The following is a 22,193-nucleotide window of genomic DNA, read 5'->3' on the forward strand; positions in this document are numbered from 1 at the left end:
TGTTGTTGAGGTGGTGTGTCAGTGAGTCATTTACCCGTGGTTGTTGGTTTTGGCGGCGTTAATCCTGCAGGGCGCAGTTCTTTTCATCACGGCTATCGCCGTCTGGTGCTTGATGCACTGCCGCTGGCGGCGCAGCAGCGCACCCTGCAAAGCCTTGCTGCCTTGATGGGAATGGATGAACGCATGCCAGAGGCAGAACGCCGCCAACATATACTGGCGCATACCCTGATTCGCAAAATCGAGTCCGCGGCGTTTGATGTCGAGCAGGTGGCCTGGAACAAGCGACTGCACCTAGAGGGGGGAGCGGGGCAGTTTGAGTTTGTGACCTCCGCCAAGCAATTGCCCGAGTGTGTGCCTGAGGGCTGGGCGCTGCGTGATATCGGTGGCGGTAAGGTGGCGGTTACCCTCGACGGTGGACTGGATATGCTGTTGCCGACGCATCGCAAAATGGATGTTTCCAGTGCGGGGCAACTGCCAACGGGCTTTGATCCCAGCAATTACTACAGTGCCCGCAATCATCCGCGGGGCTTGCAATTATCAGTATTCGGGGCGTCCGATGCCTTGCAGTCGATGGGGATCGATTGGGATACGGTGCGCGCCAGTGTCCACCCTGACCAAATATCTGTGTACGCCAGCTCGGCAATGGCGCAGCTCGATGATGCTGGCTTTGGCGGTCTGCTGGCCGCGCGTGCCAACGGTGGCCGCGTTAGCTCCAAGCAACTGGCACTGGGCTTAGCCGATATGCCCGCCGATTTTGTCAGTGCCTATGTGTTGGGGAATGTCGGTGGCACTGGGCCCAGCTTGGGAGCTTGTGCGACGTTTTTCTACAACCTGCGTCAGGCCGTGCAAGACATCCGCAGTGGTGCCGTGCGCGTTGCGGTGGTGGGGGCAGCGGAAGCGGGAATAGATCCACGGGTGATGGATGGTTACGCCACCATGGGGGCCTTGGCCACGGATGCTGACTTGCTTAAGCTGGATGCCGGTTCGGGGCGTAGCGAAGCGGATTACCGCAGGGCAAGTCGACCGTTCAGCAGCAACTGCGGGTTTACCATTGCTGAGGCGAGTCAGTTCGTCGTGTTGTTTGACGACGCGCTGGCCCTTGAGTTGGGCGCGCAGGTGCATGCCGCGGTGCCCGAGGTCTTTGTAAATGCCGATGGCTATAAGAAGTCCATTTCATCGCCGGGCGTGGGGAATTACCTTACTGTTGCCAAGGCAACCTCAGCGGCGGGGGCGATTATTGGCGAGCACGCGCTTAAGACGCGCTCATTCGTTCAGGCGCATGGCACCAGCACGCCGCAGAACCGTGTGAGTGAGTCGCATATCCTTAACGAAACCGCCAAGGCCTTCGGGATTGAGCGCTGGCCTGTCGCCGCTATTAAAGCCTACCTTGGTCACAGTATCGGCGCGGCCTCCGGCGATCAGTTAGTCTCCAGCCTGGGGATATGGCGCGACAATATCCTGCCGGGTATCACCACCATTGACCACATTGCCGACGATGTGCAGCGCAGCAACCTGCACTTGCCCATGTCGCACCTCGAACTTGAAGAAGACAGCATGGATGCGGCAATTCTTAATGCCAAAGGCTTTGGTGGTAACAACGCCAGTGTGTGCCTGTTGTCGCCGCAATTCACTGAACGCCTATTGCGGGGGCGTCACGGCAGCCACGCCTGGAAAGGCTACTGCGAGCGCCGAGAAGAGTCTGTCGCTCAAGCGAATGCCTATGATGAGGCGGCGCTTCGCGGTGAGTTGTCGGTGCGTTACCAGTTTGGCGAGGGAGTGCTTGAATCTGACGACCTGGATATACAGGCCGATAGTATCGGCATTGCCGGCTGGCTGAAGCGCGTGGAACTGCCCAATACATCGCCCTACACATCCTGGCTGGCCAGTGAGGATGCGCAGTAAGAATCGTTACCCCTCGGATATCGGCTAAATACCCTCCGGCAACTACGGATGCTGCTGTGCGTTTTTTTCTGGCCAACTGACGGTGTAGAAATCGGCAGATAAAGGGGGAGCATGATGCGAGAGTATTTACGCCACCCAAGTAATATTCCGGTTGATGTCGAAGTTATCGAAGAGCCGGGCGTTTGTCCTGCTCAAGCATGCGATGTCAGTGTTGCGGGCCTGTGTTGCCAGGTGGAAACGCCGGTAAAGCCCGGTTGTGATATCCGGTTTCGCGTGCCGTCGCTGTCGTTTGACTACACCGGCTTGGGCCGCGTGGTGTGGTGTCGCCGTCGTGGCCAACAATACCAATTGGGTATTGAGTTTTGCTCGGGTCGCGACGCCTACCGGGCTCGTATGGTGGAACAGGTCTGTCAGATAGAGGCCTATCGCCAACAGGTCGCCGAAAATGAAGGGCGCATACTCACTGGTGAAGAGGCTGCGGCCGAGTGGATAGACCGTTTTGCAGCCGATTTCGATAAACGCTTTGCCATGGGCTGAGATCGTCCTCCCCGCCATTTCCCCAAAAAAACCTCCTATCGCCAGATGTCGTCAAGATGTCGGTACATTTGTGTCGAGCAAGACAGAACGCGGGATTCATGATTGAATACTCGTCCCGTCAGGGATGCGAGAATAGAGGACGTTAATAGATGAATCACGAAGCGAGCTCTCGGGTGCTGATTAAACTGCCCAGAGATCGAGCCTGGGCGCTGCTGCAAGATCTGACGCTGGCCCATCACTATGTTCCCGGTGTGCTGCGCTGTGAGCTCCATGGTGAACAGCGGCATGGCGTCGGTGCTAGCCGTCGGGTACACCAAAAAATGGGCCGTTGGATGGATGAAACCGTTACCGAGTGGAGTGAAGGTAGTGGCTTTGTTATCCGCTTGCACCGCGAGAATAAAGGGCCTGCCGCGCCCTTTAAAAAAGCCCAGTTTCGCTATCGCCTCGAAGACGCCGGACACGGCCAAACCGCGCTGACGACCAGTCTCATGTTTGATATGCGGTGGGGAGGTTTTGGGCGACTCCTGTATCGTCGCCTGATGGCCGGCGCCTTTCGCGGAATCATCCGCACCATTAGCCTCAATATGAAAGCCTATTATGAATCCCGGGCTGACGAGCCGGTTAACCACGCTGAGACTCAGGCAGTCGGAGAGGGGCAGTGATGGACGCGTTACAGTTGTTGCAACAGCGAAACTCTGCCAGCAAATTAGCTGAGCCGGCGCCGAGTGAAAGCGAAATGGCCGACGTGTTTGCCGCAGCGGCCCGTGCCCCCGATCACGCCCGCCTGCGGCCGTGGCGCTTCAGAGTGATAGAGGGTGATGCGCGCGCACGGCTTGGCGAGCTCTACGCCGATGCTGCCAAACGCCGAAACCCGACACTTGGCGAAGCGGATTTGCAGCGTTTTCGCCGCCAACCCCTACGTGCACCAATGATTCTGGTGGTATCGGCGCTCGTGCAAGCGCACCCAAAGGTGCCCAAAATTGAGCAATTACTTTCCGCTGGCTGCGCGGCACATGCGAGTCTGTTGGCGCTCGAGGCGATGGGCTACGCGGCTATTTGGCGCACCGGCGACCACGCCTTCGACCCCCAGGTTATGGCTGGTCTGGGTATGCAAGAAAACGAAGAAGTCATTGGATTTTTATACGTCGGCAGTCGCGATGGCGCAGCCAAACCCTTGCCCGCAGTGGCGCCGAACGAATTTGTTGAGAAGTGGACTGGACTATGAATATTGTTGAACCCCCCGTGTATGAAACCCTGGCGCTGCGTATGGAGCAGCATGTGGCGTGGGTTGCGCTAAACCGCCCCGACAAAGCCAACGCCATGAATGAGGCGATGTGGAGTGAGCTTCAAGCGTGCTTTGAGTGGTGTGATGGTGAGAGTAGCGTTCGGGCTGTTGTATTGTGCGGCGAGGGCAAGAATTTCTGTGCGGGTATCGATCTGGGAATGTTTGCCGGTTTGGCTGAGGTCATGGCGAAACAGCCCGAGTTGGGTCGCCGCATCGAATGGTTTCGGCGCCATATCAAGTCCCTACAGGCCAATTTAACGGCCATTGAGCTGTGTCGAAAGCCGGTAATCGCGGCGATTCAGGGAAACTGTGTCGGCGGCGGTATCGACATGGTCAGCGCCTGTGATATGCGCTTCTGTGCTGATAATGCACAGTTCTCTATCAAGGAAATCGATATCGGCATCGTTGCCGATGTAGGCACCCTGCAGCGTCTTCCCAAGCTCATTTCCCCTGGCCGTGTTAGCGAGTTGGCGCTGAGCGGTCGCAACGTGGGTGCGGCGGAAGCGGAGCGCATCGGGCTGGTCAATACCGCCTATAACTCCTACGAGGAAATGATCGAGGCGGTATCAGAGCTGGCGCAGAGTATTGCTCGCAAGTCACCCCTGGCCGTGCGGGGCACCAAGGAAATGATCCGTTACAGTCGCGACCACAGTGTCGAAGATGCCTTGAACTACGTCGCCACATGGAATGCGGGAATGCTCAGCCAAGAAGACGCGATGCTGGCAATCTCCGCGGCAAACGGCGAGTCGCCAGATTTTAAAGACTAGTCAGCCAAGATTACTATTCGTTTAGGAAAGGGGGATTTTGCTCGACCGAGCTTGTTCCCCTTTCTTCTGTTGGTAAACTACCTGTAACCTGCAGCGCCTTAGATGCTGCCTCGGTGATAATAATCAATGCAAAAAAATACGATTTTCAAGAGTGCGCTGATCCGCTTTTTCCTCCGGCCGTTTTTCAAGCTCACCACGCGTCTTTTGGGGTGGAAAATATTGGGTGAAAAGCCAGAGCACAAAAAATGTGTGCTGATCGCGGTGCCGCATACCAGCAACTGGGACTTTCCAACCATGATGGTGATCGCCTTCGTTCTGGGGCTGGATGTCCACTGGATGGGAAAACACACCCTGTTTCCCCGCGGCCCCCTCGGCGCCATTATGAAGTGGTTCGGTGGTATCGCTGTCGACCGTCGCAAAAACCACAATATGGTTGAGCAGATGGCTGAAGAATTCAGTCAGCGCGACGAGATGATGTTGATTATTACCCCGGAGGGCACACGCAGCGCGGTGAACCGGTGGAAAGGCGGCTTTTACCATATCGCGCAAGCCGCCGGTGTACCGGTGATCTTGGGCTATGTGGATAGCAATACAAAAACAATGGGCTTGGGCCCGGCATTTTTCCCTACCGGGGATTACGATGCTGACTTGGCAGAAATTGCCAATTTTTATAAGGGAATGCGCGGGCTTAAAAAGCAGTAGACGCGAGCGTCACGGCCCCATTCTCGACATAAATCAATAATAAACGACAGTCACTGGGGCTCACTATGACAGATCGATATCGCTGGGCAGCGTTACTGCTGACCTTCGCTAGTATGGTAGTAGGTAGCTCGGCATTTGCCCTTACCGCCAAAGAGGTGGGTACCGCCGAGATCGCCAGTAATCCTGATGAAAACTGGCTCAGCTACGGCAAGGACTACCGAGAGCAACGCTACAGCGAACTTGCGCAGATTAACCGCGACAATGTCAGCGATCTCGGGCTCGCCTGGTCGTTTGACACAGAATACAACCGGGGCTTGGAAGCAACGCCCATCACTGTTGATGGCGTGATGTACGTAACAGGCAACTGGAGTGTGGTCTACGCACTCGATGCGCGCAGTGGCGAGCTGCTGTGGAAGTACGACCCGAAAGTGCCTCGCGAATGGGCAAAAATGGCCTGCTGCGATGTCGTTAACCGAGGTGTTGCCGTTTACGAAGGTAAAGTCTTCGTAGGCAGTCTGGATGCGCGCTTGATCGCCTTGGACGCTGCCAGCGGCGAGGTGATTTGGGAGGTGCAAAGCGCCGATATCAAGGCCTACCCCTATACCGTTACTGGAGCGCCTCGCGTTGCGAAAGGCTTGGTATTTATTGGTAACGGCGGCGCTGAATATGGCGTGCGCGGATTTGTCAGTGCGTTTGATGCCGACACCGGTGAGTTGCGCTGGCGCTTTTATACCGTTCCCGGCAACCCGGCCGATGGCTTTGAAAACGATGCAATGCGCAAAGCTGCCGAGAGCTGGACGGGCAAGTGGTGGGAGTACGGCGGTGGTGGCACCGTGTGGGACAGCATTGTCTACGACGATGAGTTAGATCAGCTCTACATTGGCGTGGGTAACGGCTCCCCCTGGAATCACCGCGTTCGCAGCCCCGAAGGGGGTGACAACCTCTACCTCTCGTCCATTGTTGCCCTGGACCCCGACAGTGGTGAATACCTCTGGCATTACCAAGAGACGCCTGCTGAAACATGGGACTACACGGCGACTCAGCACATTATGCTTGCCGATATGGAGGTGGATGGCGCAACGCGTAAAGTGATCTGGCACGCGCCGAAAAATGGCTTCTTCTTCGTGATTGATCGCGAGAATGGCCAATTACTCTCTGCCGAGCCCTATGCCGATGTGAATTGGGCAACGCATTACGATATGGCGACAGGGCGGCCGGTAGAAACCGACATTGCCCGCTACCCAGACGGCCCTGAATTGATTCGTCCCTCATCAATGGGGGCGCACAACTGGCAGCCAATGGCCTACAGCCCCGAGACGGGTTATGTGTATATTCCTGCGATCAGCAGCTTGTTCCAGTACGAGGACGTGCAGGACTACTTGCATCGCTGGGGGCAGTGGAACCTCGGTATTCCCCTGCAACAGCCGCCGTTGCCGGACCCAATTTTGGCGCAGCTGATGACCACCAAAATGACGCGTGGCTCGCTGCTGGCGTGGGATCCGAAGACCCAAAGTGCGGCGTGGGAGCTGCCTCATAAATTGACGTGGAACGGCGGATTGTTGGCGACCGCAGGCGGCCTTGTCTTCCAGGGCACTGCCGAGGGCGAGGTGATTGCCGTCGATGCTAAAACCGGTGACAAACTGTGGACCTTCGATGCGAAAACCGGCGTTATGGCGCCCCCGGTCAGCTACCAAATAGACGGTGAGCAGTACGTAACTATTTTGGTCGGATGGGGCGGTGCCTTCGGCTTGATTGCCGGCCTGGAAAGAGAGCATGCGCCGCCACCGAGCCGGGTGCTTACGTTTAAGCTGGGCGCCTCGGGTGCCTTGCCCGACAATCCTGAAAAGCAGCTTCACGAGCCGCCGCCGAGACTGACCGAAGACGAGGCCGTATTAAACGAAGGCCGTGAACTCTATTACGCCTATTGCAGCGCGTGCCACGGCACAGAAGTTATTTCGAATGGCGCGATCCCTGATCTTCGTCACTTGCCTCGTGCATTTCATGACAATTTCAATGCCATCGTGCTTGATGGGGTAATGAGTAAGCTCGGGATGGTCGGCTTTGGCGATGTACTCAACGAGGAGCAGGCCTACGCCGTTCACGCGTATATTCTTGAACAGGCGAATATCAATAAAGAGCTTCGTGAGCAACCACAGTGGTGGCGCGATATTAAAGCCTGGTTCTTTTCTGGTTTGGCCTGGTTGGTTGGCTTACTGACGTAGCGTCGTTTAGCAAGCCCTTATGAAGAGGCCGAATGGCCTCTTTTTAGTTTGAGTGTCAGCGACAGGAGAAAAGGTATGTACCGGCGAGTGGAATTAACAGCCTTTGGTGGCCCGGAGAAACTGGTCATCAAAAGAGAAACGGCACTCCCTGAGCCCGGCGTCGGCGAATTACGCGTGAAAGTGCTGGCTGCTGGCACCGGCTTTACAGACACCATTATTCGCCAGGGGCAATACGTTGGTGTGAAGGAGAAGCCGCCTTTTACACCCGGTTACGACTGGTTCGGTGTTGTTGATGCCGTGGGTGACGGGGTTAGCGACTTTGCGGTGGGCGATGCGGTGGCGGATATGCCAGTGATCGGCGGCTACACCGAGTATCTCTGTGTTCCCGCAAGCCAGGTCGTGCCCGCGCCGCCTAATTTAGATGCGGCGTCGGCAGTGTGCATGATCCTGTCATATACAACGGCCTACCAAATGTTGACCCGCGAGGCCAATATGCGCGAGGGGCAGAGCTGCCTTATTCACGCTGCCGGCGGTGCCGTGGGCACGGCGTTATTGGAGCTGGGGCGCCATATGGGGCTAAAAATGTATGGCACGGGCTCAGCGTCTAAAAAAGAGGTGATTGAGCGTTTTGGGGCAACCCATATTGATTACCGCAGCAGTGACTTTGAGGCGGAGATAAAGCGTTTAACCGGTGGCGAAGGCGTCGATGCGGTCTTTGACACCATCGGCGGCAAAAACTGGTCGCGCTCATACCGCTGCCTTAAGTCAGGGGGATGTCTGGTGGGCTTTGGTGCCCTGCAACTGACAACGGGAGAGGAGAGCGTGCCCAGTGTGATATTTGGCTTTGCCAAATTACTGGGTCTGTGGAAGTTGCTGCCCGATGGCAAGAAAACGCGGTTCTACAATATTCAAACCCGGCGTGAGAAACAGCCCGATGATTTTATCGCCGATGTAAGGGCCTTGTTTGCCATGCTGGCCGCGGGAGAGTTGCAGCCGGTAATCGCCGAGCGCGCACGCTTGGATGACATTATTGAGATCCATCAGCGTCTTGACCGGGGTGAGATTGCCGGAAAAGTCGTGCTCGAGATGGCCTGATCCCCCTCTATCATCGCCGGGGCCCCCGTCGCCCCGGCTTATCCGTATTTACCCTTACATGCGCTGCCCATATAACAAATTTGTTGAATAAATTCGGGGCGCGCGATTGTGTCTAACGCATTCCCTATGGTAACGCCTGAAGTTTTGCACTGAGGTTACCAGTTTTCCACATAATCTGTGGATAAGTTAGTGGGTAAGTTGTCAGTTTGTGGCGCTAGGTACGATGGAATCGGCCTTGTAACAAATTGTTCAAAATTTAGCCATTATTGCAAAAGTCAATAAAAACAATAGCTTGTGATGTTTTTGTGATTTTTTGTATGACTTTTGAGCGCTAAGCTTGTCACATTTGCTACAGCAGCCCTAACTGTGAATAAGTGTTACGTCAATAGTTGATTTATGTAACGTGTTACCAAACGCCACCATGTTGCAGTGTGGCGCACGGTAATGCTCATAGATGGTGCATTTCAGTGCGCGCCAGGGCCCGCATAGCTGCAACCGCTGGTGCAGGTTTCACGCATTTCGACCCGAAGTAGCGCAGGCAATTGCGGCTTGAGCTTCTGCCAAATCCAGATCGCCAGGTTTTCACTTGTCGGATTCTCTAGGCCGGGGATGTCGTTGAGATAGTAGTGATCCAATTGGTCGATAATCGGCTTAACGGCAGCTTTGATATCACCGAAGTCCATAATCCAGCCAGTGTGGCTATCAGGTTCCCCGCCGACCACTATGCGTAGTAGAAAACTGTGCCCATGCAGTCGTGCACATTTGTGCCCTTCGGGAACGTTGGGTAGGCGGTGAGCGGCTTCAAAAGTAAATTCTTTGAAAATTTCCACAGATTAATCTCTGGCTGAACGAGTGGGGCGGCTATGGTAATCAGCTGTGTATAAGCTGTACAGCATGCCGCTAAATCCAATTGTTCATTTGCTGTGCAGAATGAACAATTAATGAGCTTCTTTTTGTACGAAAAATAAGCGAAATCAGTTGGATAGCGTTTTTTTCATAAAATTTTAAAAAAACTTATCGGAGAGGTTTGACAAGAAAAGCGATTACTGTAGAATGCGCCTCACTCGATTGAGAGGGGTGATTAGCTCAGCTGGGAGAGCATCTGCCTTACAAGCAGAGGGTCGGCGGTTCGATCCCGTCATCACCCACCAAATCGAGGTTGTTTAAAGTATGCGGACCGGTAGTTCAGTTGGTTAGAATGCCGGCCTGTCACGCCGGAGGTCGCGGGTTCGAGTCCCGTCCGGTCCGCCAACTTTAACACGCTAAAGCCTCTCTTTAGCGCCATGTAAAAGACCTCCTTTCTTCTATACCTATCTTCTTTTTCAAGTTGTAAACTCCGCAATCTGTTGTGTCACAATTCTATGTCGTGTGCCCTTTGTGTCGCCGATTTAGCGCTATATTACTGCTAGTGAAGATTTGTTGTGGAGAGTTCTGTGTCGGCACTTACCGAAGCCATTATGTTTATTCGCGACGGCGAGGTTGTGAAGGAGATGTTCTTCGCCGAGTTCGAAGCGGTGCTGGACGACGTTGTCGGTGTGCCAGATTTTGCCGGCCAGCAATTGCAGGCGGTGTTCGTACAAATCAACACAGAAATGAAAATTACCGGAGCGGTTTTTTTTGTCATCAGCTTTGACAAGCGCGGCCGTATCACCGGAAATTGGAACATCCCGCTTCGCCACTTACTTGATCATGCCAGCTTCGGCCCCGATCTTGGTGGGGGTGTAACGAAAGTTGCTTGTCACAGCGCTTGCCCGGTGTCTTGGTATCGCAATCAACTCTGGGATCCAGTAATGGAAGGGCACCAGACCTTTTCGGCTCTGGTCGCCGCGGTGCAGCGCAACCGCTTGGGTATTGTCAGCGATGTCCTGAACACCGGGCCCGAGCAAACAACGGTATCGGATTTTTTTCGCCGTCATGTACCCCCGCAGGGGGGGGATGCGGAGCCGTCGGTTTCCGTGGCGGCGGACTCGGCTACCCCCATCTTCCATCGTCGCTATCGGGAGCGACTCAAGGCCTTAAAGAGCGCGGAGCAGTTGCGCCTGGCAACAGTGCAGCAAAAGCATCAGTCACGTTTTGAGACCGCTGAAGAGGAGTTCAGTCGCCAACTAGCGGAAAAAAATGACGAGCTTGCGGCGTTAAAAGAGATGCTAGCGGGCGAGGTGGCGCAGCGGCGTCAACTTGAGGCCAGCCTAAATAAGCAGCAACAGCTGCTCGATGAGCAAAAAACCGAATATGAAGGTTTACTGGAGTCGGCAGGCAGCCAGGGTGCTTATTCCGAAGAATTAGAAAAATTGCGCAAGAGCTATGAGAAGGAACTAAAGCTTAAACTGCAGCAGCAGGCGGTGGAATTTGAAGAGCGCTTGAATCGCCGTGAAAATGAGCTCTATCAGCGCTCCACGGAGATTGTGGAGCTGCGCAGTGAGCTGAGCCGATTGCGAGAGCAGAATCGAGAGCTGTTGCTCAATGACGACAGCAAAATGCTGCAAGATATGGCTGAGAAAGGCGTTGTGTTTGTTGCCTATCACCCGGGTATTGAGCACCTGGTGATCGACCGAGAAGAAATGCCATCGTATTTGCGCGACCCGCAGTCATTTGCCGCCCACCGCTGCGAGGTGAGTGTGGAGCGCTATCAGCGTTGGTTGCAGCATTACCGGCTGCCGATTTGTCGCCACCAAAATCCCGCCGGCGAATACTGTGGGCAACCGCTGATTAAAGTAATGCGCCCCAAGTTATTCCGCGAAGGGGAGAGCGACCGCTGCAAAGATCATCGCGGTGGCTGAGCCCCTTATTCAACCGCTTGATGCTTATCACTCTCCCAAAGTGGATATGCTGCGTCTGGATCGCTTTGATGCGCTGGCCCCTGGGAATAAGTGGTTCAAGCTGCGCGAAAATATTGCCGTAGCCCGAAAGCAGGGTGCGCGGTGTTTGGTGAGCCTGGGTGGCGCGTATTCCAATCATTTGCATGCCCTGGCGGCATGGGGGCACCACAATCGCTGGCCGACGGCGGCATTCATTCGCGCGGATGAGGCTCAAGTGACGCCCTGCATGGCAGACCTTCGGCGCTGGGGTATGCGCCTGGTTCATCTGAGCCGCAGTGACTACCGTCGACGGCATGATCCTGAATATATCGCCAGTCTCCTGCGCGGCTTTGATCGTCCGTATTTTATTCCTGAGGGCGGTGCCAATGCGCTCGGCGCATCGGGTTGCGCGGATATCGCGGCGCTGCTGCCAGACTGTGGTGCTGACTATTCATTGATTGTTACGGCCTGTGGAACGGGCGCAACGCTTGCGGGATTGGCGTCGGCGGTTGCGGGCTCGACACGTATATTGGGTATACCCGTTCTCAAGGCCGAGGCTTTTATGGCGCGCGATATTGCGCAAATACTTGACGACTTAGGTTCGCCGCGAAAAAACTGGCATCTGGACCATCGTTTTGCGGGTAAGGGCTTTGGTCGTGTCAGTGATGAGCTGAGCGAGTTTATTCTGCGCTTTGAAGCACAGCAGCGCGTGCCCCTTGATCCGGTTTATACCGCAAAGCTTTGCTTTGCCGTCGACGCGATGCATAAGCGCGGTGAGTTAGCGGGGGAGTCCCGGGTGCTGGTTATTCACTCGGGGGGCTTGCAGGGGAGAAGTGGCCACCCAGCACTCTTTAATCAATCTGTGTTGGGGATTAGCGGCCAATGCTCGGGGACAACGAAGCAGCGCTCTAACTTTTGATTTATCAACATTTGCGGGCGCTTGGTCGCCAGCGCGAGCGCTTTCTCGATGCCCTGGGTTTGCTGGTAGTCTGCCGATAGCCAGTGAGGCTTTTCTAATAGGCGCCATGTTGCTTGCTCTTTTTCGGTTTTCTGCGTGGTGAATTGCTGAACCGAAAACCACGTTCCCTTGGGGTGGTCGTTATTGAGACAGGCGCTTGTTGCGCGTTTCCCTTGTGGATAAAACAGGACGCCAGCCACCCTCAGTTGCGCTTTGCAGTGCTCGATACCGACATTTGACATGGCTAACGCCCCCTCCGGGCTGTTAGCTAGCGGTAGCTGGTGTGTTTGCAGTCTCTCGAGCTTGCGGTCGAGGCGATCTGCGCTATTGGGCCCCAGCCACGCCGATAGCGGAATGTCACCCGGGCGCATGGCGAGAAAGAACTTAACCGCCAGCTCCAGGTGGAAGCTCTGCTGCAGGGTGTGGTCGTGATAGAGGATATCGAACTCGCCCAGGGTTCTGCCGCGGGCATTTCGGACGGGTAAGTTGTGAGCGATCAGTTCGGTGCTGCGATCCTGTTCGAGAAAAAAGTGCCACAAGGACTCGAAGACCAGCCCTAAGCGTGGGCTTTTGCAGCGCTCTTGTAGGTGTTTTCGCAGTGGTTGGTCGTCGTTGTCCAGCGACTGCAGCCATGCCATTCGCTCGGGGGTGAGCGCAAGCGCTGGGTGGTCGCCGATGTTGACCAGCGGCGCTGAAAAACAAGCCCATGCCAGGGCGCGAGTATAGGGCGAGACGAAGTGCTGTAGGTCTAATGGCTTGATAGATCGGTATCCTGGTTTGCTCAGACGCACACAAGGTTTGCATTGTATTCACGTGGGCTGGTTATAATGGCGGCCCCGCGCATGGCAGCAGTAATTATGGAACAGTTCCGCAATATAGGGGTCATCGGCCGAGAAGGCAACGGTGTCGCCGTCACGCTTAAACGCCTGTTGGATTATCTCCAGCAGAGAGAGCTCAGCGCCGTACTCGACGAGCAAATCGCCGGTTTAATGTCTGGTCATGGCCTCCGGGTTTGCAGTCGCCGGATGATCGGTGAAATTTGCGACTTGATCATTGTGGTGGGCGGCGACGGTAGCTTGTTGGGCGCCGCGCGGACCTTGGCGCGACACAATGCCCCTGTGCTTGGCGTGAACCGCGGCCGCTTGGGGTTTCTCACCGACATTTCACCCGATGAAATAGAGAGCCAAGTTGGCGCGGTATTGGATGGCCATTACCGCCTGGAAAAGCGCTTCCTGTTGGACGTGGAACTGATGCGCGGTGGTGAGCGCGTAGGTAAAGGCGACGCCCTCAATGATGTAGTGCTCAACTCGGGCACCAGCGGCCATATGATGGAGTTCGAGCTATTTGTCGACGGCGAGTTTGTCTACCGCCAGCGCTCCGATGGTTTAATTATCTCAACACCCACGGGGTCTACCGCGTACTCGCTGTCTGCCGGTGGCCCCATTATGCACCCGCGTTTGGATGCAATCGTCATCGTGCCAATGTTCCCGCACACCCTGAGCAGTCGCCCTATCGTCATTGATGGTAAAAGCGAAATAAGCATGGTGGTGTGCGACTGCAACACCGCGAAGCCACCGGTGACGTGCGACGGCCAGTTGCGCATGACCAGTCAGCCGGGCGATGTGATTACGGTGCGTAAAAAGCCGCACCGTATGAAGCTCATCCATCCCCTTGATCACAGCTTTTATGCCAGTTGTCGCGATAAATTGGGCTGGGGGGCGCATCTGCCTGCCGGGGATGACGATGACTGAGTACTATATCGCGCTACGCCTTCCTCTCGATGAGAATTTAGCCGACTTTTCTGCTTTGCTGTGGCAACAGGGCGTTGCTCACCACATTGCTGAAGAGGGAGGGAGTCAAATTCTTCGCGTCGGTGATGAGGAGCAGGTTGCCGTTGTGGCAGAGCTCTACCAAAAGTTGCGCAGTGGCGAGCTGCACATTACTCGCCACTCAGTGGCAGCGCCTCAGCCAGTGCAGTCGCGCTCACTTCGCCAGCGGCCTGCGGTGGCGGTGTTGTTGTTACTCAGTATTCTTGGGGCGCTGTTACCGGTTGTGGATAGCAGCTTTCGTGCGGTGTCTTCGCTGAGCTTTTACCCCTTGGATCTCGGCGCGGGTAAGATTGTCGCCGACTGGCCAGTTGGGCAGTGGTGGCGGCTGTTAACCCCGATGTTTCTTCATTTCGGCCTGCTGCATATTGCCTTTAATGGCCTGTGGCTATGGGAATTGGGCGGGATGATTGAGCAGCGGCAGGGCAGTGTGACGCTGCTGGCGATAGTGATACTTATTGCAGCGGCTTCAAACATGGCGCAGGCGATGATGTCGGTGTCGCTATTTGGCGGTATGTCGGGCGTTATCTACGGCTTGCTTGGCTATATCATTGTTTGGAATCGACTGCGGCCAGCTGAGTCACTGCCACTGGTAAAGGGCGTTGCCGTGGTCATGCTGGTGTGGCTTGTGGTGTGTATGGCAGGCTTTACCCGCCTGCTCGGGCTGGGGGAAATCGCCAACACTGCTCACCTTTCCGGCCTGATTATGGGCGTATTGCTCGGCATTGGCGCATCGTTTTTGCGGCGCAAAAGCGTATAAGCTAGCACTACTCACTCTGTTATAATTCTCGTCTTTCACGAGCGGCCTGTGGAGGGCGCTATGGATTTTGAAAAACTCATCGATAACTTGGATCCGGCAATTTATGCCTCGCTTAAGCGCGCGCTGGAAATTGGCAAATGGCCGGATGGCCGCGTGTTAACCGACGAGCAGCGAGCGCATTGTATGGATGCGGTTATCGCCTACGACCACCGCCGCAAGCCCGAAGAGCAGCGGGTGGGGTACATTGATAAAGGCAGTAAATCCGAGGGGGATAGCTGCGACGGACACGGCGATAATGGCGCTGAAAAGCCGATAAAGTGGGCCGACTCCTGATGGCTTTATCGAATGTAGCCGGGGCCGCATCGAAAATGCGTACCGCTCTGGAAGATAACGAAGCCCAGTACACGCTGACGCTGGGGCAGCAGTCGGTGCCAATGAATCCGCTTATTGGCAGTCGTTTGACGCTGGCCTACCAACAGCAAATTCACTGTGTGCACTGCGGCCGCTTGTCCAAGAAAAGTTTCAGCCAGGGGTACTGCTATCCCTGTTTTCAGCGCCTGGCGCAGTGCGACAGCTGTATTGTCAGCCCCGAAAAGTGCCACTATTTTGAAGGCAGTTGCCGAGAGCCTGAGTGGGGCGAAGCGCACTGCATGATCGACCACATTGTGTACTTGGCGAATTCGTCGGGGGTGAAGGTGGGAATCACCCGTGGTACTCAGCTACCGACGCGCTGGATCGATCAAGGTGCAGTGGCGGCGCTGCCGATTTTTCGGGTGAGCAATCGATTGCAGTCCGGCCTGGTCGAAAGCGCTTACAAGGCGCATGTGGCCGATAAAACCAGCTGGCAGGCGATGTTGAAGGGCACCCCTCCTGAACAGGACCTGTACGCGCGCCGCGACCAGCTCGCGGAAGTCTGTGGCGACGAGATCGACGCACTGCAGAAGCGCTTCGGTCTGCAGGCTATCCAAACCATCGATGATGCGGACGTTCAGCATATTCGCTATCCCGTGGTGGAATATCCCACCAAGGTGAAGTCATTTAATCTCGACAAAGTCCCCCTTGCAGAAGGCACCTTAATGGGAATTAAAGGTCAGTATCTGATCTTCGATACCGGTGTGATTAATATTCGTAAATACGGCGGTTACCAGCTGGAGTTGAGCAGTCCGGCTCTGTAGATCATCCGCCTTTGAGGAGAGCAGTATGCGCGACGCGCAGCCCAGTACGATTTACCTGAAAGACTATCGCGTTCCCGACTATCTGATCGACAAAACGTCCCTCAGTTTTCACCTGGGTGAGCGCTCTACCGAGGTAACATCGCGCCTGACAATGCGGCGCAACCCCGCCGCGGAGACGGCTTCGCAGAGCCTGGAGTTGCACGGTGCTGAGCTGGAGTTATTGTCACTGGCGATTAATGGGGATGTTTTACCCGAGGGCGACTGGGAGCAACAGGGCGAGCTGCTTTGTATCCATCGTGTGCCCGAGGCCTTTGAGCTGGAGTGCAAAACGCGAATATATCCCCAAAAAAATACCTCGCTGGAGGGGCTGTATAAATCCAGCGGTATGTTTTGCACACAGTGCGAGGCAGAGGGCTTTCGCAAAATTACCTATTATCTGGATCGACCCGATGTGATGTCGGTGTTTGATGTAGAAATTATTGCTGACGCGGATGCCTACCCGGTGTTGCTGTCCAACGGCAACTGCACCGCTACCGAAACACTCGACAACGGCCTTCACCGCAGCGTGTGGCACGACCCGTTTCCGAAACCCGCCTATTTATTTGCCCTGGTGGCTGGAAAGCTGTCGCGTATCAGCGACAGTTTCACCACCATGAGTGGTCGTGATGTTGCCCTGCATATTTATGTAGAAGAGAAAGACCTCGATAAGTGCGATCACGCCATGCAGTCGCTGAAAAATGCGATGCGTTGGGACGAGGAGGTCTATGGTCGGGAGTACGATCTCGAGCTGTTTAATATCGTCGCCGTTGATGACTTCAATATGGGCGCGATGGAAAACAAGAGCCTGAATATCTTCAATACCTCCTGCGTGTTGGCAAAGCCGGAAACGACGACCGACGCAGGCTTTCAGCGTGTGGAAGGGGTTGTTGCCCACGAGTATTTCCACAATTGGTCCGGGAATCGTGTGACGTGCCGGGATTGGTTTCAGCTTAGTTTGAAGGAAGGCTTCACCGTTTTCCGGGATGCGGAATTTTCCGCTGACATGGGATCGCCGACCGTAAAACGCGTCGAAGACGTTACGCTGCTGCGTACCGCCCAGTTTGCCGAGGATGCGGGCCCGATGGCCCACCCCGTGCGCCCCGACTCGTTTATTGAAATCTCCAATTTCTACACGGTCACCGTCTACGAGAAGGGTGCCGAAGTCGTTCGCATGATTCATACCTTGCTGGGACCTGAGCCCTTCCGCGCAGGTAGTGATTTGTATTTTGCGCGCCACGACGGCCAGGCGGTTACTTGCGAAGACTTTGTTAAGGCAATGGAAGATGCCAGTGGCGTGGACCTAAGCCAATTCCGCCTTTGGTATTCTCAGGCGGGTACTCCCCAGCTTTCAGTGCAGGGCGACTATGATGCGCAGGCCCAACGCTACACGCTCAGCGTTACGCAGTCCTGCCCTGCCACGCCCGGGCAGGCGGAAAAGGCGCCTTTTCATATCCCTCTTAAAGTGGCCTTACTCGGCGAAGCAGGGCAGCTTCCACTGCAGCTTAAGGGGCAGCCACAAGATACTGAGACGGCGGACAACACTGAGATGGTGCTCGATGTTACCGAGGCCAAACAGCAGTTTGTCTTTGAGAATGTCATCGAGTCGCCGGTTGCCAGTTTATTGCGCGGTTTCTCGGCACCAGTGAAGTTAAGCATGAATTATCAGCGTGCTGACCTGTTGCGTATCATGCAGAGCGACAGCGATGGTTTTTGTCGTTGGGACGCCAGCCAGCAGCTCGGGTTGGCGGAAATTCGCAATGCCCTTGCGGCGCAAGCTGCTGGAGAGGCCGCTGAGGTTGCGCAAGATTACCTGGATGCCTGCCAGCAACTTTTAGAGGACACACAGCTCGACCCCGCAATGGTAGCGCTGATGTTGCAGTTGCCCTCGGAAGCGTACTTGGCAGAGTTGATTTCGCCGGTCAATGTGCATGCTATCCACCAGGCCCGTGAAGCCTTGCGCAAGGGTATTGCTACCGCGCTTGTTGAACCGCTGCAGGCGGCCTATCGCCGTTGTGCAAGTGATGAGGCCTATCGACCAAGTGCTGAGCAAATTGCTCGCCGAAGCCTGAAAAATGCGGCGCTGTCCTATTTGATGTATACCTCGCATGGGCCAGAAATGGCGCGCGAGCAATTTGAAACCAGTCGTAATATGACCGACCGAAGTGCGGCATTAAATGCGATTGTAAACAGCGATATGCCCTACAAGTCAGACGCCTTGCAGCGCTTTTATCAAGACTGGCAGCACGAGCCCTTGGTGATTAATCAGTGGTTCCAGGTACAGGCGATGTGCCGCCTGCCCGGCACCCTTGAGCGGGTAGTCGAATTGATGTCACATCCCGCCTACGATGCCGCCAATCCCAATAAAGTGCGGGCATTGGTGGGGGCGTTCTGTGGTCAAAATGCGGTGAATTTCCACAGCGAAGACGGCGCAGGCTATGCCTTTCTCGCCGACAGAGTCATCGAACTCAATCGGCGTAACCCACAGATCGCCTCGCGGTTATTGGGGCCACTGAGCAAGTGGCGGAAATATACGCCTGAGGTACAACAACGTATGAGGGGCCAGCTGGAGCGTATTCTGGCAGAGCCGGAACTGAGCAGCGATGTCTATGAGGTTGTGTCTAAAAGCCTGAAAGACTAGTGCGCTATAAAAATTGATTTTGTTATAACAATATTCGCATTTGTTATAACTGACTGATTTTTATAGGTTTTTATTGTTTTTCTGCAATCATGTGGTAAAGTTGCCAACCGTAATATTGGCAGTGAAGACGATCATGGACATTGATATAGACACATTGAATGCAGAGCTGCGCGACCGGCCCGCGGAAGAGATTATCCGCTGGGCGGTATCGCTGGGGCAGCCGGCGATGTCGTCTACGAGCTTCTCGCCGAATGCCGCTGTGATGCTGAAGCTGATCACCGATGTGGATCCGAGCATGCCGATTGTGTGGGCCGACAGTGGCTACAACGTGCCGGACACCTATCGCGTGGCGGAAAAATTGATCAAGCTGCTAAAGCCCAACTTGAAGGTGTATATCCCTGAAATGACGGCAGAGCGTCGCAACGCCTTGATGGGGGGCATTCCACACCCGGACGATAACCCCGAGCTACATCGCGAATTTACGCGACAGGTGAAGCTTGAACCGTTTAATCGTGCTTTCGAAGAGATTAAACCGAAAATTTGGCTCACCGGAATTCGAAAAGAAGAGACGGCGTTTCGTCAAAGTTTGGACGTTTTATCCTGGGACGGGCGGGGCATCTTGAAAGTGGCGCCAATTTTTTATTGGACAGAAGACGACGTTCAGGCCTATATGGCCGAGAACCAGCTGCCCAGCTGCAAGCATTATTTTGACCCCACCAAGGTCGCGGAAAACCGCGAGTGTGGTCTGCATACCTCGGCGTGATCGAGGCTCGGGCTTTTTCCCGGCGCCGCATTTCGCTATGCTGGCGCCAAATTTTATAAGGGCCCCCACATGTATTCGTTGATTCGCCCCTTGTTGTTCCGCCTGTCAGCGGAGACTGCCCACAATTTTTCCCTAAAGTCGTTAGACCTTGCCCACCGCCTGGGTCTTACCGCGGTACTCAGTGCTAAGCCGGAATCGTGTCCTGTTGAGGTTATGGGTATTCGCTTCCCCAACCCGGTTGGCCTTGCGGCGGGTCTCGATAAAAATGCTCGCCATATCGACGCACTGGCAGCGCTGGGCTTTGGTTTTATTGAAGTGGGTACGGTCACCCCGCGTGCCCAGCCCGGTAACCCCTTGCCGAGGTTATTTCGTTTGCCCGCCGCCCAGGCCATTATCAATCGTATGGGCTTTAATAACGACGGTGTCGATGCGCTGGTTAACGCCGTCAAGGCAAGCCGTTACGACGGTGTGCTCGGTATTAATATTGGGAAAAATAAAGATACGCCTGCCGAGCAAGCGGTAGATGACTATTTGCATTGCCTGCGCAAAGTCTATCCATTGGCCAGTTATGTAACGGTGAACTTGTCGTCCCCGAATACACCCGGGCTGCGAGACCTTCAATTTGGTGAACCCCTGCGCGAGCTGTTGAAGGCGCTAAAGAGTGCGCAAGCTGAGCTGGCAGCAGAGCACGGTCGCTATGTGCCGATCGCGGTGAAGATCGCACCGGATATGGCTGAGGGTGATGTTCGAGATGTTGCCAAGGCGTTTGTTGAAGCGGGCATCGACGCGGTGATCGCCACAAACACCACGATCGCCCGTGAGCGGGTGGCTGGGCTGCCCCACGGTGATGAGGCGGGTGGTTTGAGTGGTGCACCCGTGCGTGAGGCATCCACCGCGGTGGTGAGAATATTAAGCGACGAGTTGGCCGGACGTCTGCCCATCATCGGGGTAGGCGGTATTAGTGACGATGCGTCGGCGGCCGAAAAAGTGGCGGCGGGTGCGTCCCTGCTGCAAGTGTATACCGGGTTTATTTACCGCGGCCCCGCATTGATTCGCGATGCGGTGAGCGGCGCCAAGCGAGCGATCACTCGTGCCTAGTGGTGTGTTAGAAGCATTCAGTGTTGCGTTTACCACCTTCTTCGCAACAATCGGCCCCATTGATGTCGCGGCGATGTTCGCCATTTTCTCTGGGGACCTGGATGCGAAAGAACGCCGCCTGACGGCCACGCGAGGCGTGTTAGTGGCCTCGGTCATTTTGTTTCTTTTCGCGCTGCTCGGTGAGTGGATTCTGAGTATTCTCGGCATATCTCTTGCCGCGCTGCGGGCTGCCGGTGGTGTGCTATTGCTGCTGATTGGTATTGATATGGTGGCGGCAAATGGCAGCGGCGCCACCACAACAACGCGAGAAGAGCGGAAAGAGGCGGAAGCGAAGGCAGATATTGCCGTGTTCCCCCTGGCAACACCATTAATTGCCGGACCTGGAGCAATTGGCGCGGTGATTCTGCTTATGGCCCACGCCGAGGGAGATTATCTCCAGCAGGGCGCGGTGGCGCTTGCGCTACTATTGGTGTTACTGGTGACACTGGCGGCGCTATTGCTGGCGAGCCGTTTGCAAACACTGCTTGGCGTCACCGGTATGCACATGGTGAGCCGTGTGTTTGGGGTTCTGTTGTGTGCCTTGGCAATGCAGTTTCTATTTGACGGCATTGCCCAAAGTGGTCTGTTGGGCGCCGTGTCAGCGCCCCAGCAGATTAGCGGCTGAAAGGCTGGCCGATCGCCACTGCCTCGGGGCCCTCAAAGCGAAGTTTGGCGCGTGCCATCGACACACTACACAGCGGTTTTTTCGGTAAGCCCAGTGCGCGCAAAGTCTTCGCCAATGAGTGCTCTTCGCCAATTCTAGGCGGGTTTCCCCCCATGCTGAATCGCAGGCCTTCGCCTTCGGTAATGCCCACGGTCTTCCAGGCTTTGCCGTTGCGCACGGCTAGCGATGGCGCTTCTTGTGCCGGCGCTTTGCTCTTTCCACCGGCTTTTGCACTGATTTCGAAGACCAGTTGATCGTCGTCGTTAAAGCGGGCGCGTGCCTCGTGCTCATTGAAGTGCACATCAACATCGGTAACCCATTTGGGAAAGCCCCAAATATAGCGCCCGGCATGGGTGGTAAAGCCTTGGTTTACCGGCATTCTGTAGACGTAGTTGGCGAGTTTGCCGCGCATAACGCGCCACATTGCGCCGAAAACCGGCAATGGCTGCGACTCTCCTGGCGTTAGCACCGGGAAGACAATGGCCGCCTCGTTGTAGTCCCCCAGATCGTTTTCCCGATAATCCACGGCAAGAAGCTGCATGAGTGCTTTGCCAGGCCAGAGCTCCACCACTTTGAAACCGGTATCTGCTATCAATGCCTGCGCTTTTTGGCTGTCTACGGTATAGATGTTCATCAACATAGCGGCGTCGTTAACCAGCACAGGCAGGTCGACCTGCTTACCGTTAATGTCGTAGCAGCCGTCGCTAATGTGCTTGCATACATCGTCGGTGTGTTTGCCCTCAACCTCTTGTTCGGTTGCGTGGATAGCGGTGTCTTGCATGTCTGAGCCCAGTTTATTGTTATTTCGGTGGCTAGATTGTAGCCAGTCGATGAGTGTTACGACATTACAGTGCTGTAATGGCACTTTGTCATGGGCTGTTCGCTATGCCGCAGGAGTGCAATAGGCGATAATAACGCTGAGATC

Annotated in this window: 21 protein-coding genes and 2 tRNA genes; 20 read left to right on the forward strand and 3 right to left on the reverse strand. The window is 55.3% G+C overall.

Annotated features, from left to right (window positions below; all coding sequences use genetic code 11):
- The first annotated feature begins 21 nt into the window (after positions 1–21).
- The 8 genes from HNR64_RS13700 to HNR64_RS13735 all read left to right on the forward strand — a co-directional run bounded on the left by HNR64_RS13700 (position 22) and on the right by HNR64_RS13735 (position 8,510).
- Positions 22–1,902 (forward strand): beta-ketoacyl synthase N-terminal-like domain-containing protein, encoded by a 1,881-nt coding sequence (locus HNR64_RS13700; RefSeq protein ID WP_204996999.1) that lies wholly within the window; start codon positions 22–24, stop codon positions 1,900–1,902.
- 114 nt (positions 1,903–2,016) lie between these two features.
- Entirely contained in the window at positions 2,017–2,439 is a 423-nt protein-coding gene (locus tag HNR64_RS13705) for a PilZ domain-containing protein (RefSeq protein WP_204997000.1), read from the forward strand.
- 149 nt (positions 2,440–2,588) lie between these two features.
- A complete protein-coding gene (locus HNR64_RS13710) occupies positions 2,589–3,101 on the forward strand; it encodes an SRPBCC family protein (RefSeq protein WP_204997001.1) in 513 nt (170 codons plus the stop codon).
- Entirely contained in the window at positions 3,101–3,664 is a 564-nt protein-coding gene (locus HNR64_RS13715; RefSeq protein ID WP_204997002.1) for a nitroreductase family protein, read from the forward strand. Before HNR64_RS13710 ends, HNR64_RS13715 begins: the two co-directional genes overlap by 1 nt.
- Entirely contained in the window at positions 3,661–4,491 is an 831-nt protein-coding gene (locus tag HNR64_RS13720; RefSeq protein ID WP_204997003.1) for a crotonase/enoyl-CoA hydratase family protein, read from the forward strand. Before HNR64_RS13715 ends, HNR64_RS13720 begins: the two co-directional genes overlap by 4 nt.
- 126 nt (positions 4,492–4,617) lie before the next feature.
- Positions 4,618–5,193, forward strand: a complete 576-nt coding sequence (locus HNR64_RS13725; protein WP_204997004.1) for a lysophospholipid acyltransferase family protein — start codon at positions 4,618–4,620, stop codon at positions 5,191–5,193.
- Positions 5,194–5,258: 65 nt separating this feature from the next.
- Positions 5,259–7,415, forward strand: coding sequence for a PQQ-dependent dehydrogenase, methanol/ethanol family (locus HNR64_RS13730; RefSeq protein ID WP_204997005.1), 2,157 nt, complete (start codon positions 5,259–5,261; stop codon positions 7,413–7,415).
- 75 nt (positions 7,416–7,490) lie between these two features.
- Positions 7,491–8,510, forward strand: a complete 1,020-nt coding sequence (locus tag HNR64_RS13735) for a medium chain dehydrogenase/reductase family protein (protein WP_204997006.1) — start codon at positions 7,491–7,493, stop codon at positions 8,508–8,510.
- Between the two features lie 464 nt (positions 8,511–8,974).
- Here HNR64_RS13735 and queD read toward each other — a convergent pair whose 3' ends face one another.
- The gene (gene queD / locus HNR64_RS13740) at positions 8,975–9,340 is read right to left on the reverse strand and encodes a 6-carboxytetrahydropterin synthase QueD (protein ID WP_204997007.1); all 366 of its coding nucleotides are present in this window, start codon (positions 9,338–9,340) and stop codon (positions 8,975–8,977) included.
- Between the two features lie 245 nt (positions 9,341–9,585).
- Between queD and HNR64_RS13745 the strand changes: the two genes are divergently transcribed.
- From HNR64_RS13745 to HNR64_RS13760, 4 genes are all read left to right on the forward strand, one after another.
- A tRNA-Val gene (locus tag HNR64_RS13745) sits at positions 9,586–9,661 on the forward strand.
- Positions 9,662–9,684: 23 nt separating this feature from the next.
- Positions 9,685–9,761, forward strand: a tRNA-Asp gene (locus tag HNR64_RS13750).
- A gap of 182 nt (positions 9,762–9,943) precedes the next feature.
- Positions 9,944–11,290, forward strand: coding sequence for a hypothetical protein (locus HNR64_RS13755; protein ID WP_204997008.1), 1,347 nt, complete (start codon positions 9,944–9,946; stop codon positions 11,288–11,290).
- Complete coding sequence (locus tag HNR64_RS13760) at positions 11,283–12,227, forward strand: pyridoxal-phosphate dependent enzyme (protein ID WP_204997009.1); 945 nt, start codon at positions 11,283–11,285, stop codon at positions 12,225–12,227. Before HNR64_RS13755 ends, HNR64_RS13760 begins: the two co-directional genes overlap by 8 nt.
- On the opposite strand, the gene HNR64_RS13765 is transcribed toward HNR64_RS13760, so the two are convergent.
- Positions 12,164–13,057 carry a DUF1853 family protein gene (locus HNR64_RS13765; protein WP_204997010.1) on the reverse strand — a complete coding sequence of 298 codons (894 nt, stop codon included), beginning with the start codon at positions 13,055–13,057 and terminating at the stop codon, positions 12,164–12,166. The two genes, HNR64_RS13760 and HNR64_RS13765, sit on opposite strands and share 64 nt — an antisense overlap.
- A gap of 66 nt (positions 13,058–13,123) precedes the next feature.
- On the opposite strand from HNR64_RS13765, the gene HNR64_RS13770 reads away from it, so the two are divergent.
- From HNR64_RS13770 to HNR64_RS13805, 8 genes are all read left to right on the forward strand, one after another.
- The gene (locus HNR64_RS13770; RefSeq protein ID WP_204997068.1) at positions 13,124–14,017 is read left to right on the forward strand and encodes an NAD(+) kinase; all 894 of its coding nucleotides are present in this window, start codon (positions 13,124–13,126) and stop codon (positions 14,015–14,017) included.
- Positions 14,010–14,852: a rhomboid family intramembrane serine protease gene (locus HNR64_RS13775; protein WP_204997011.1), complete on the forward strand. Its 843-nt coding sequence runs from the start codon at positions 14,010–14,012 to the stop codon at positions 14,850–14,852. Before HNR64_RS13770 ends, HNR64_RS13775 begins: the two co-directional genes overlap by 8 nt.
- Positions 14,853–14,912: 60 nt before the next feature.
- Positions 14,913–15,185 carry a YeaC family protein gene (locus HNR64_RS13780; protein ID WP_027872841.1) on the forward strand — a complete coding sequence of 91 codons (273 nt, stop codon included), beginning with the start codon at positions 14,913–14,915 and terminating at the stop codon, positions 15,183–15,185.
- Positions 15,185–16,027 carry a DUF2797 domain-containing protein gene (locus HNR64_RS13785; RefSeq protein ID WP_239547854.1) on the forward strand — a complete coding sequence of 281 codons (843 nt, stop codon included), beginning with the start codon at positions 15,185–15,187 and terminating at the stop codon, positions 16,025–16,027. The genes HNR64_RS13780 and HNR64_RS13785 overlap by 1 nt, the downstream gene beginning before the upstream one ends.
- 25 nt (positions 16,028–16,052) lie before the next feature.
- Positions 16,053–18,704: an aminopeptidase N gene (gene pepN, locus HNR64_RS13790; protein WP_204997012.1), complete on the forward strand. Its 2,652-nt coding sequence runs from the start codon at positions 16,053–16,055 to the stop codon at positions 18,702–18,704.
- A gap of 133 nt (positions 18,705–18,837) precedes the next feature.
- Positions 18,838–19,467 carry a phosphoadenosine phosphosulfate reductase domain-containing protein gene (locus tag HNR64_RS13795; protein ID WP_204997013.1) on the forward strand — a complete coding sequence of 210 codons (630 nt, stop codon included), beginning with the start codon at positions 18,838–18,840 and terminating at the stop codon, positions 19,465–19,467.
- 69 nt (positions 19,468–19,536) lie between these two features.
- Positions 19,537–20,565, forward strand: coding sequence for a quinone-dependent dihydroorotate dehydrogenase (locus HNR64_RS13800; protein ID WP_204997014.1), 1,029 nt, complete (start codon positions 19,537–19,539; stop codon positions 20,563–20,565).
- Positions 20,558–21,229: a MarC family protein gene (locus HNR64_RS13805; protein WP_338061860.1), complete on the forward strand. Its 672-nt coding sequence runs from the start codon at positions 20,558–20,560 to the stop codon at positions 21,227–21,229. Before HNR64_RS13800 ends, HNR64_RS13805 begins: the two co-directional genes overlap by 8 nt.
- On the opposite strand, the gene HNR64_RS13810 is transcribed toward HNR64_RS13805, so the two are convergent.
- Complete coding sequence (locus HNR64_RS13810; protein ID WP_204997015.1) at positions 21,219–22,049, reverse strand: acetoacetate decarboxylase family protein; 831 nt, start codon at positions 22,047–22,049, stop codon at positions 21,219–21,221. The two genes, HNR64_RS13805 and HNR64_RS13810, sit on opposite strands and share 11 nt — an antisense overlap.
- Between the last annotated feature and the right edge of the window lie 144 nt (positions 22,050–22,193).

The sequence above is a fragment of the Spongiibacter marinus genome (assembly GCF_016906995.1).
GTDB classification, from domain to species: domain Bacteria; phylum Pseudomonadota; class Gammaproteobacteria; order Pseudomonadales; family Spongiibacteraceae; genus Spongiibacter; species Spongiibacter marinus.

What these genes read in the sequence shown, in the direction of transcription:
- HNR64_RS13810 (WP_204997015.1), bottom strand. Translation starts at nt 22,049, where the DNA reads ATGCAAGACACCGCTATCCACGCAACCGAACAAGAGGTTGAGGGCAAA.
- HNR64_RS13725 (WP_204997004.1), top strand. Translation starts at nt 4,618, where the DNA reads ATGCAAAAAAATACGATTTTCAAGAGTGCGCTGATCCGCTTTTTCCTC.
- HNR64_RS13795 (WP_204997013.1), top strand. Translation starts at nt 18,838, where the DNA reads ATGGACATTGATATAGACACATTGAATGCAGAGCTGCGCGACCGGCCC.
- HNR64_RS13770 (WP_204997068.1), top strand. Translation starts at nt 13,124, where the DNA reads ATGGAACAGTTCCGCAATATAGGGGTCATCGGCCGAGAAGGCAACGGT.
- HNR64_RS13780 (WP_027872841.1), top strand. Translation starts at nt 14,913, where the DNA reads ATGGATTTTGAAAAACTCATCGATAACTTGGATCCGGCAATTTATGCC.
- HNR64_RS13785 (WP_239547854.1), top strand. Translation starts at nt 15,185, where the DNA reads ATGGCTTTATCGAATGTAGCCGGGGCCGCATCGAAAATGCGTACCGCT.
- HNR64_RS13720 (WP_204997003.1), top strand. Translation starts at nt 3,661, where the DNA reads ATGAATATTGTTGAACCCCCCGTGTATGAAACCCTGGCGCTGCGTATG.
- pepN (WP_204997012.1), top strand. Translation starts at nt 16,053, where the DNA reads ATGCGCGACGCGCAGCCCAGTACGATTTACCTGAAAGACTATCGCGTT.
- HNR64_RS13735 (WP_204997006.1), top strand. Translation starts at nt 7,491, where the DNA reads ATGTACCGGCGAGTGGAATTAACAGCCTTTGGTGGCCCGGAGAAACTG.
- HNR64_RS13730 (WP_204997005.1), top strand. Translation starts at nt 5,259, where the DNA reads ATGACAGATCGATATCGCTGGGCAGCGTTACTGCTGACCTTCGCTAGT.
- HNR64_RS13705 (WP_204997000.1), top strand. Translation starts at nt 2,017, where the DNA reads ATGCGAGAGTATTTACGCCACCCAAGTAATATTCCGGTTGATGTCGAA.
- HNR64_RS13775 (WP_204997011.1), top strand. Translation starts at nt 14,010, where the DNA reads ATGACTGAGTACTATATCGCGCTACGCCTTCCTCTCGATGAGAATTTA.
- HNR64_RS13710 (WP_204997001.1), top strand. Translation starts at nt 2,589, where the DNA reads ATGAATCACGAAGCGAGCTCTCGGGTGCTGATTAAACTGCCCAGAGAT.
- HNR64_RS13800 (WP_204997014.1), top strand. Translation starts at nt 19,537, where the DNA reads ATGTATTCGTTGATTCGCCCCTTGTTGTTCCGCCTGTCAGCGGAGACT.
- HNR64_RS13715 (WP_204997002.1), top strand. Translation starts at nt 3,101, where the DNA reads ATGGACGCGTTACAGTTGTTGCAACAGCGAAACTCTGCCAGCAAATTA.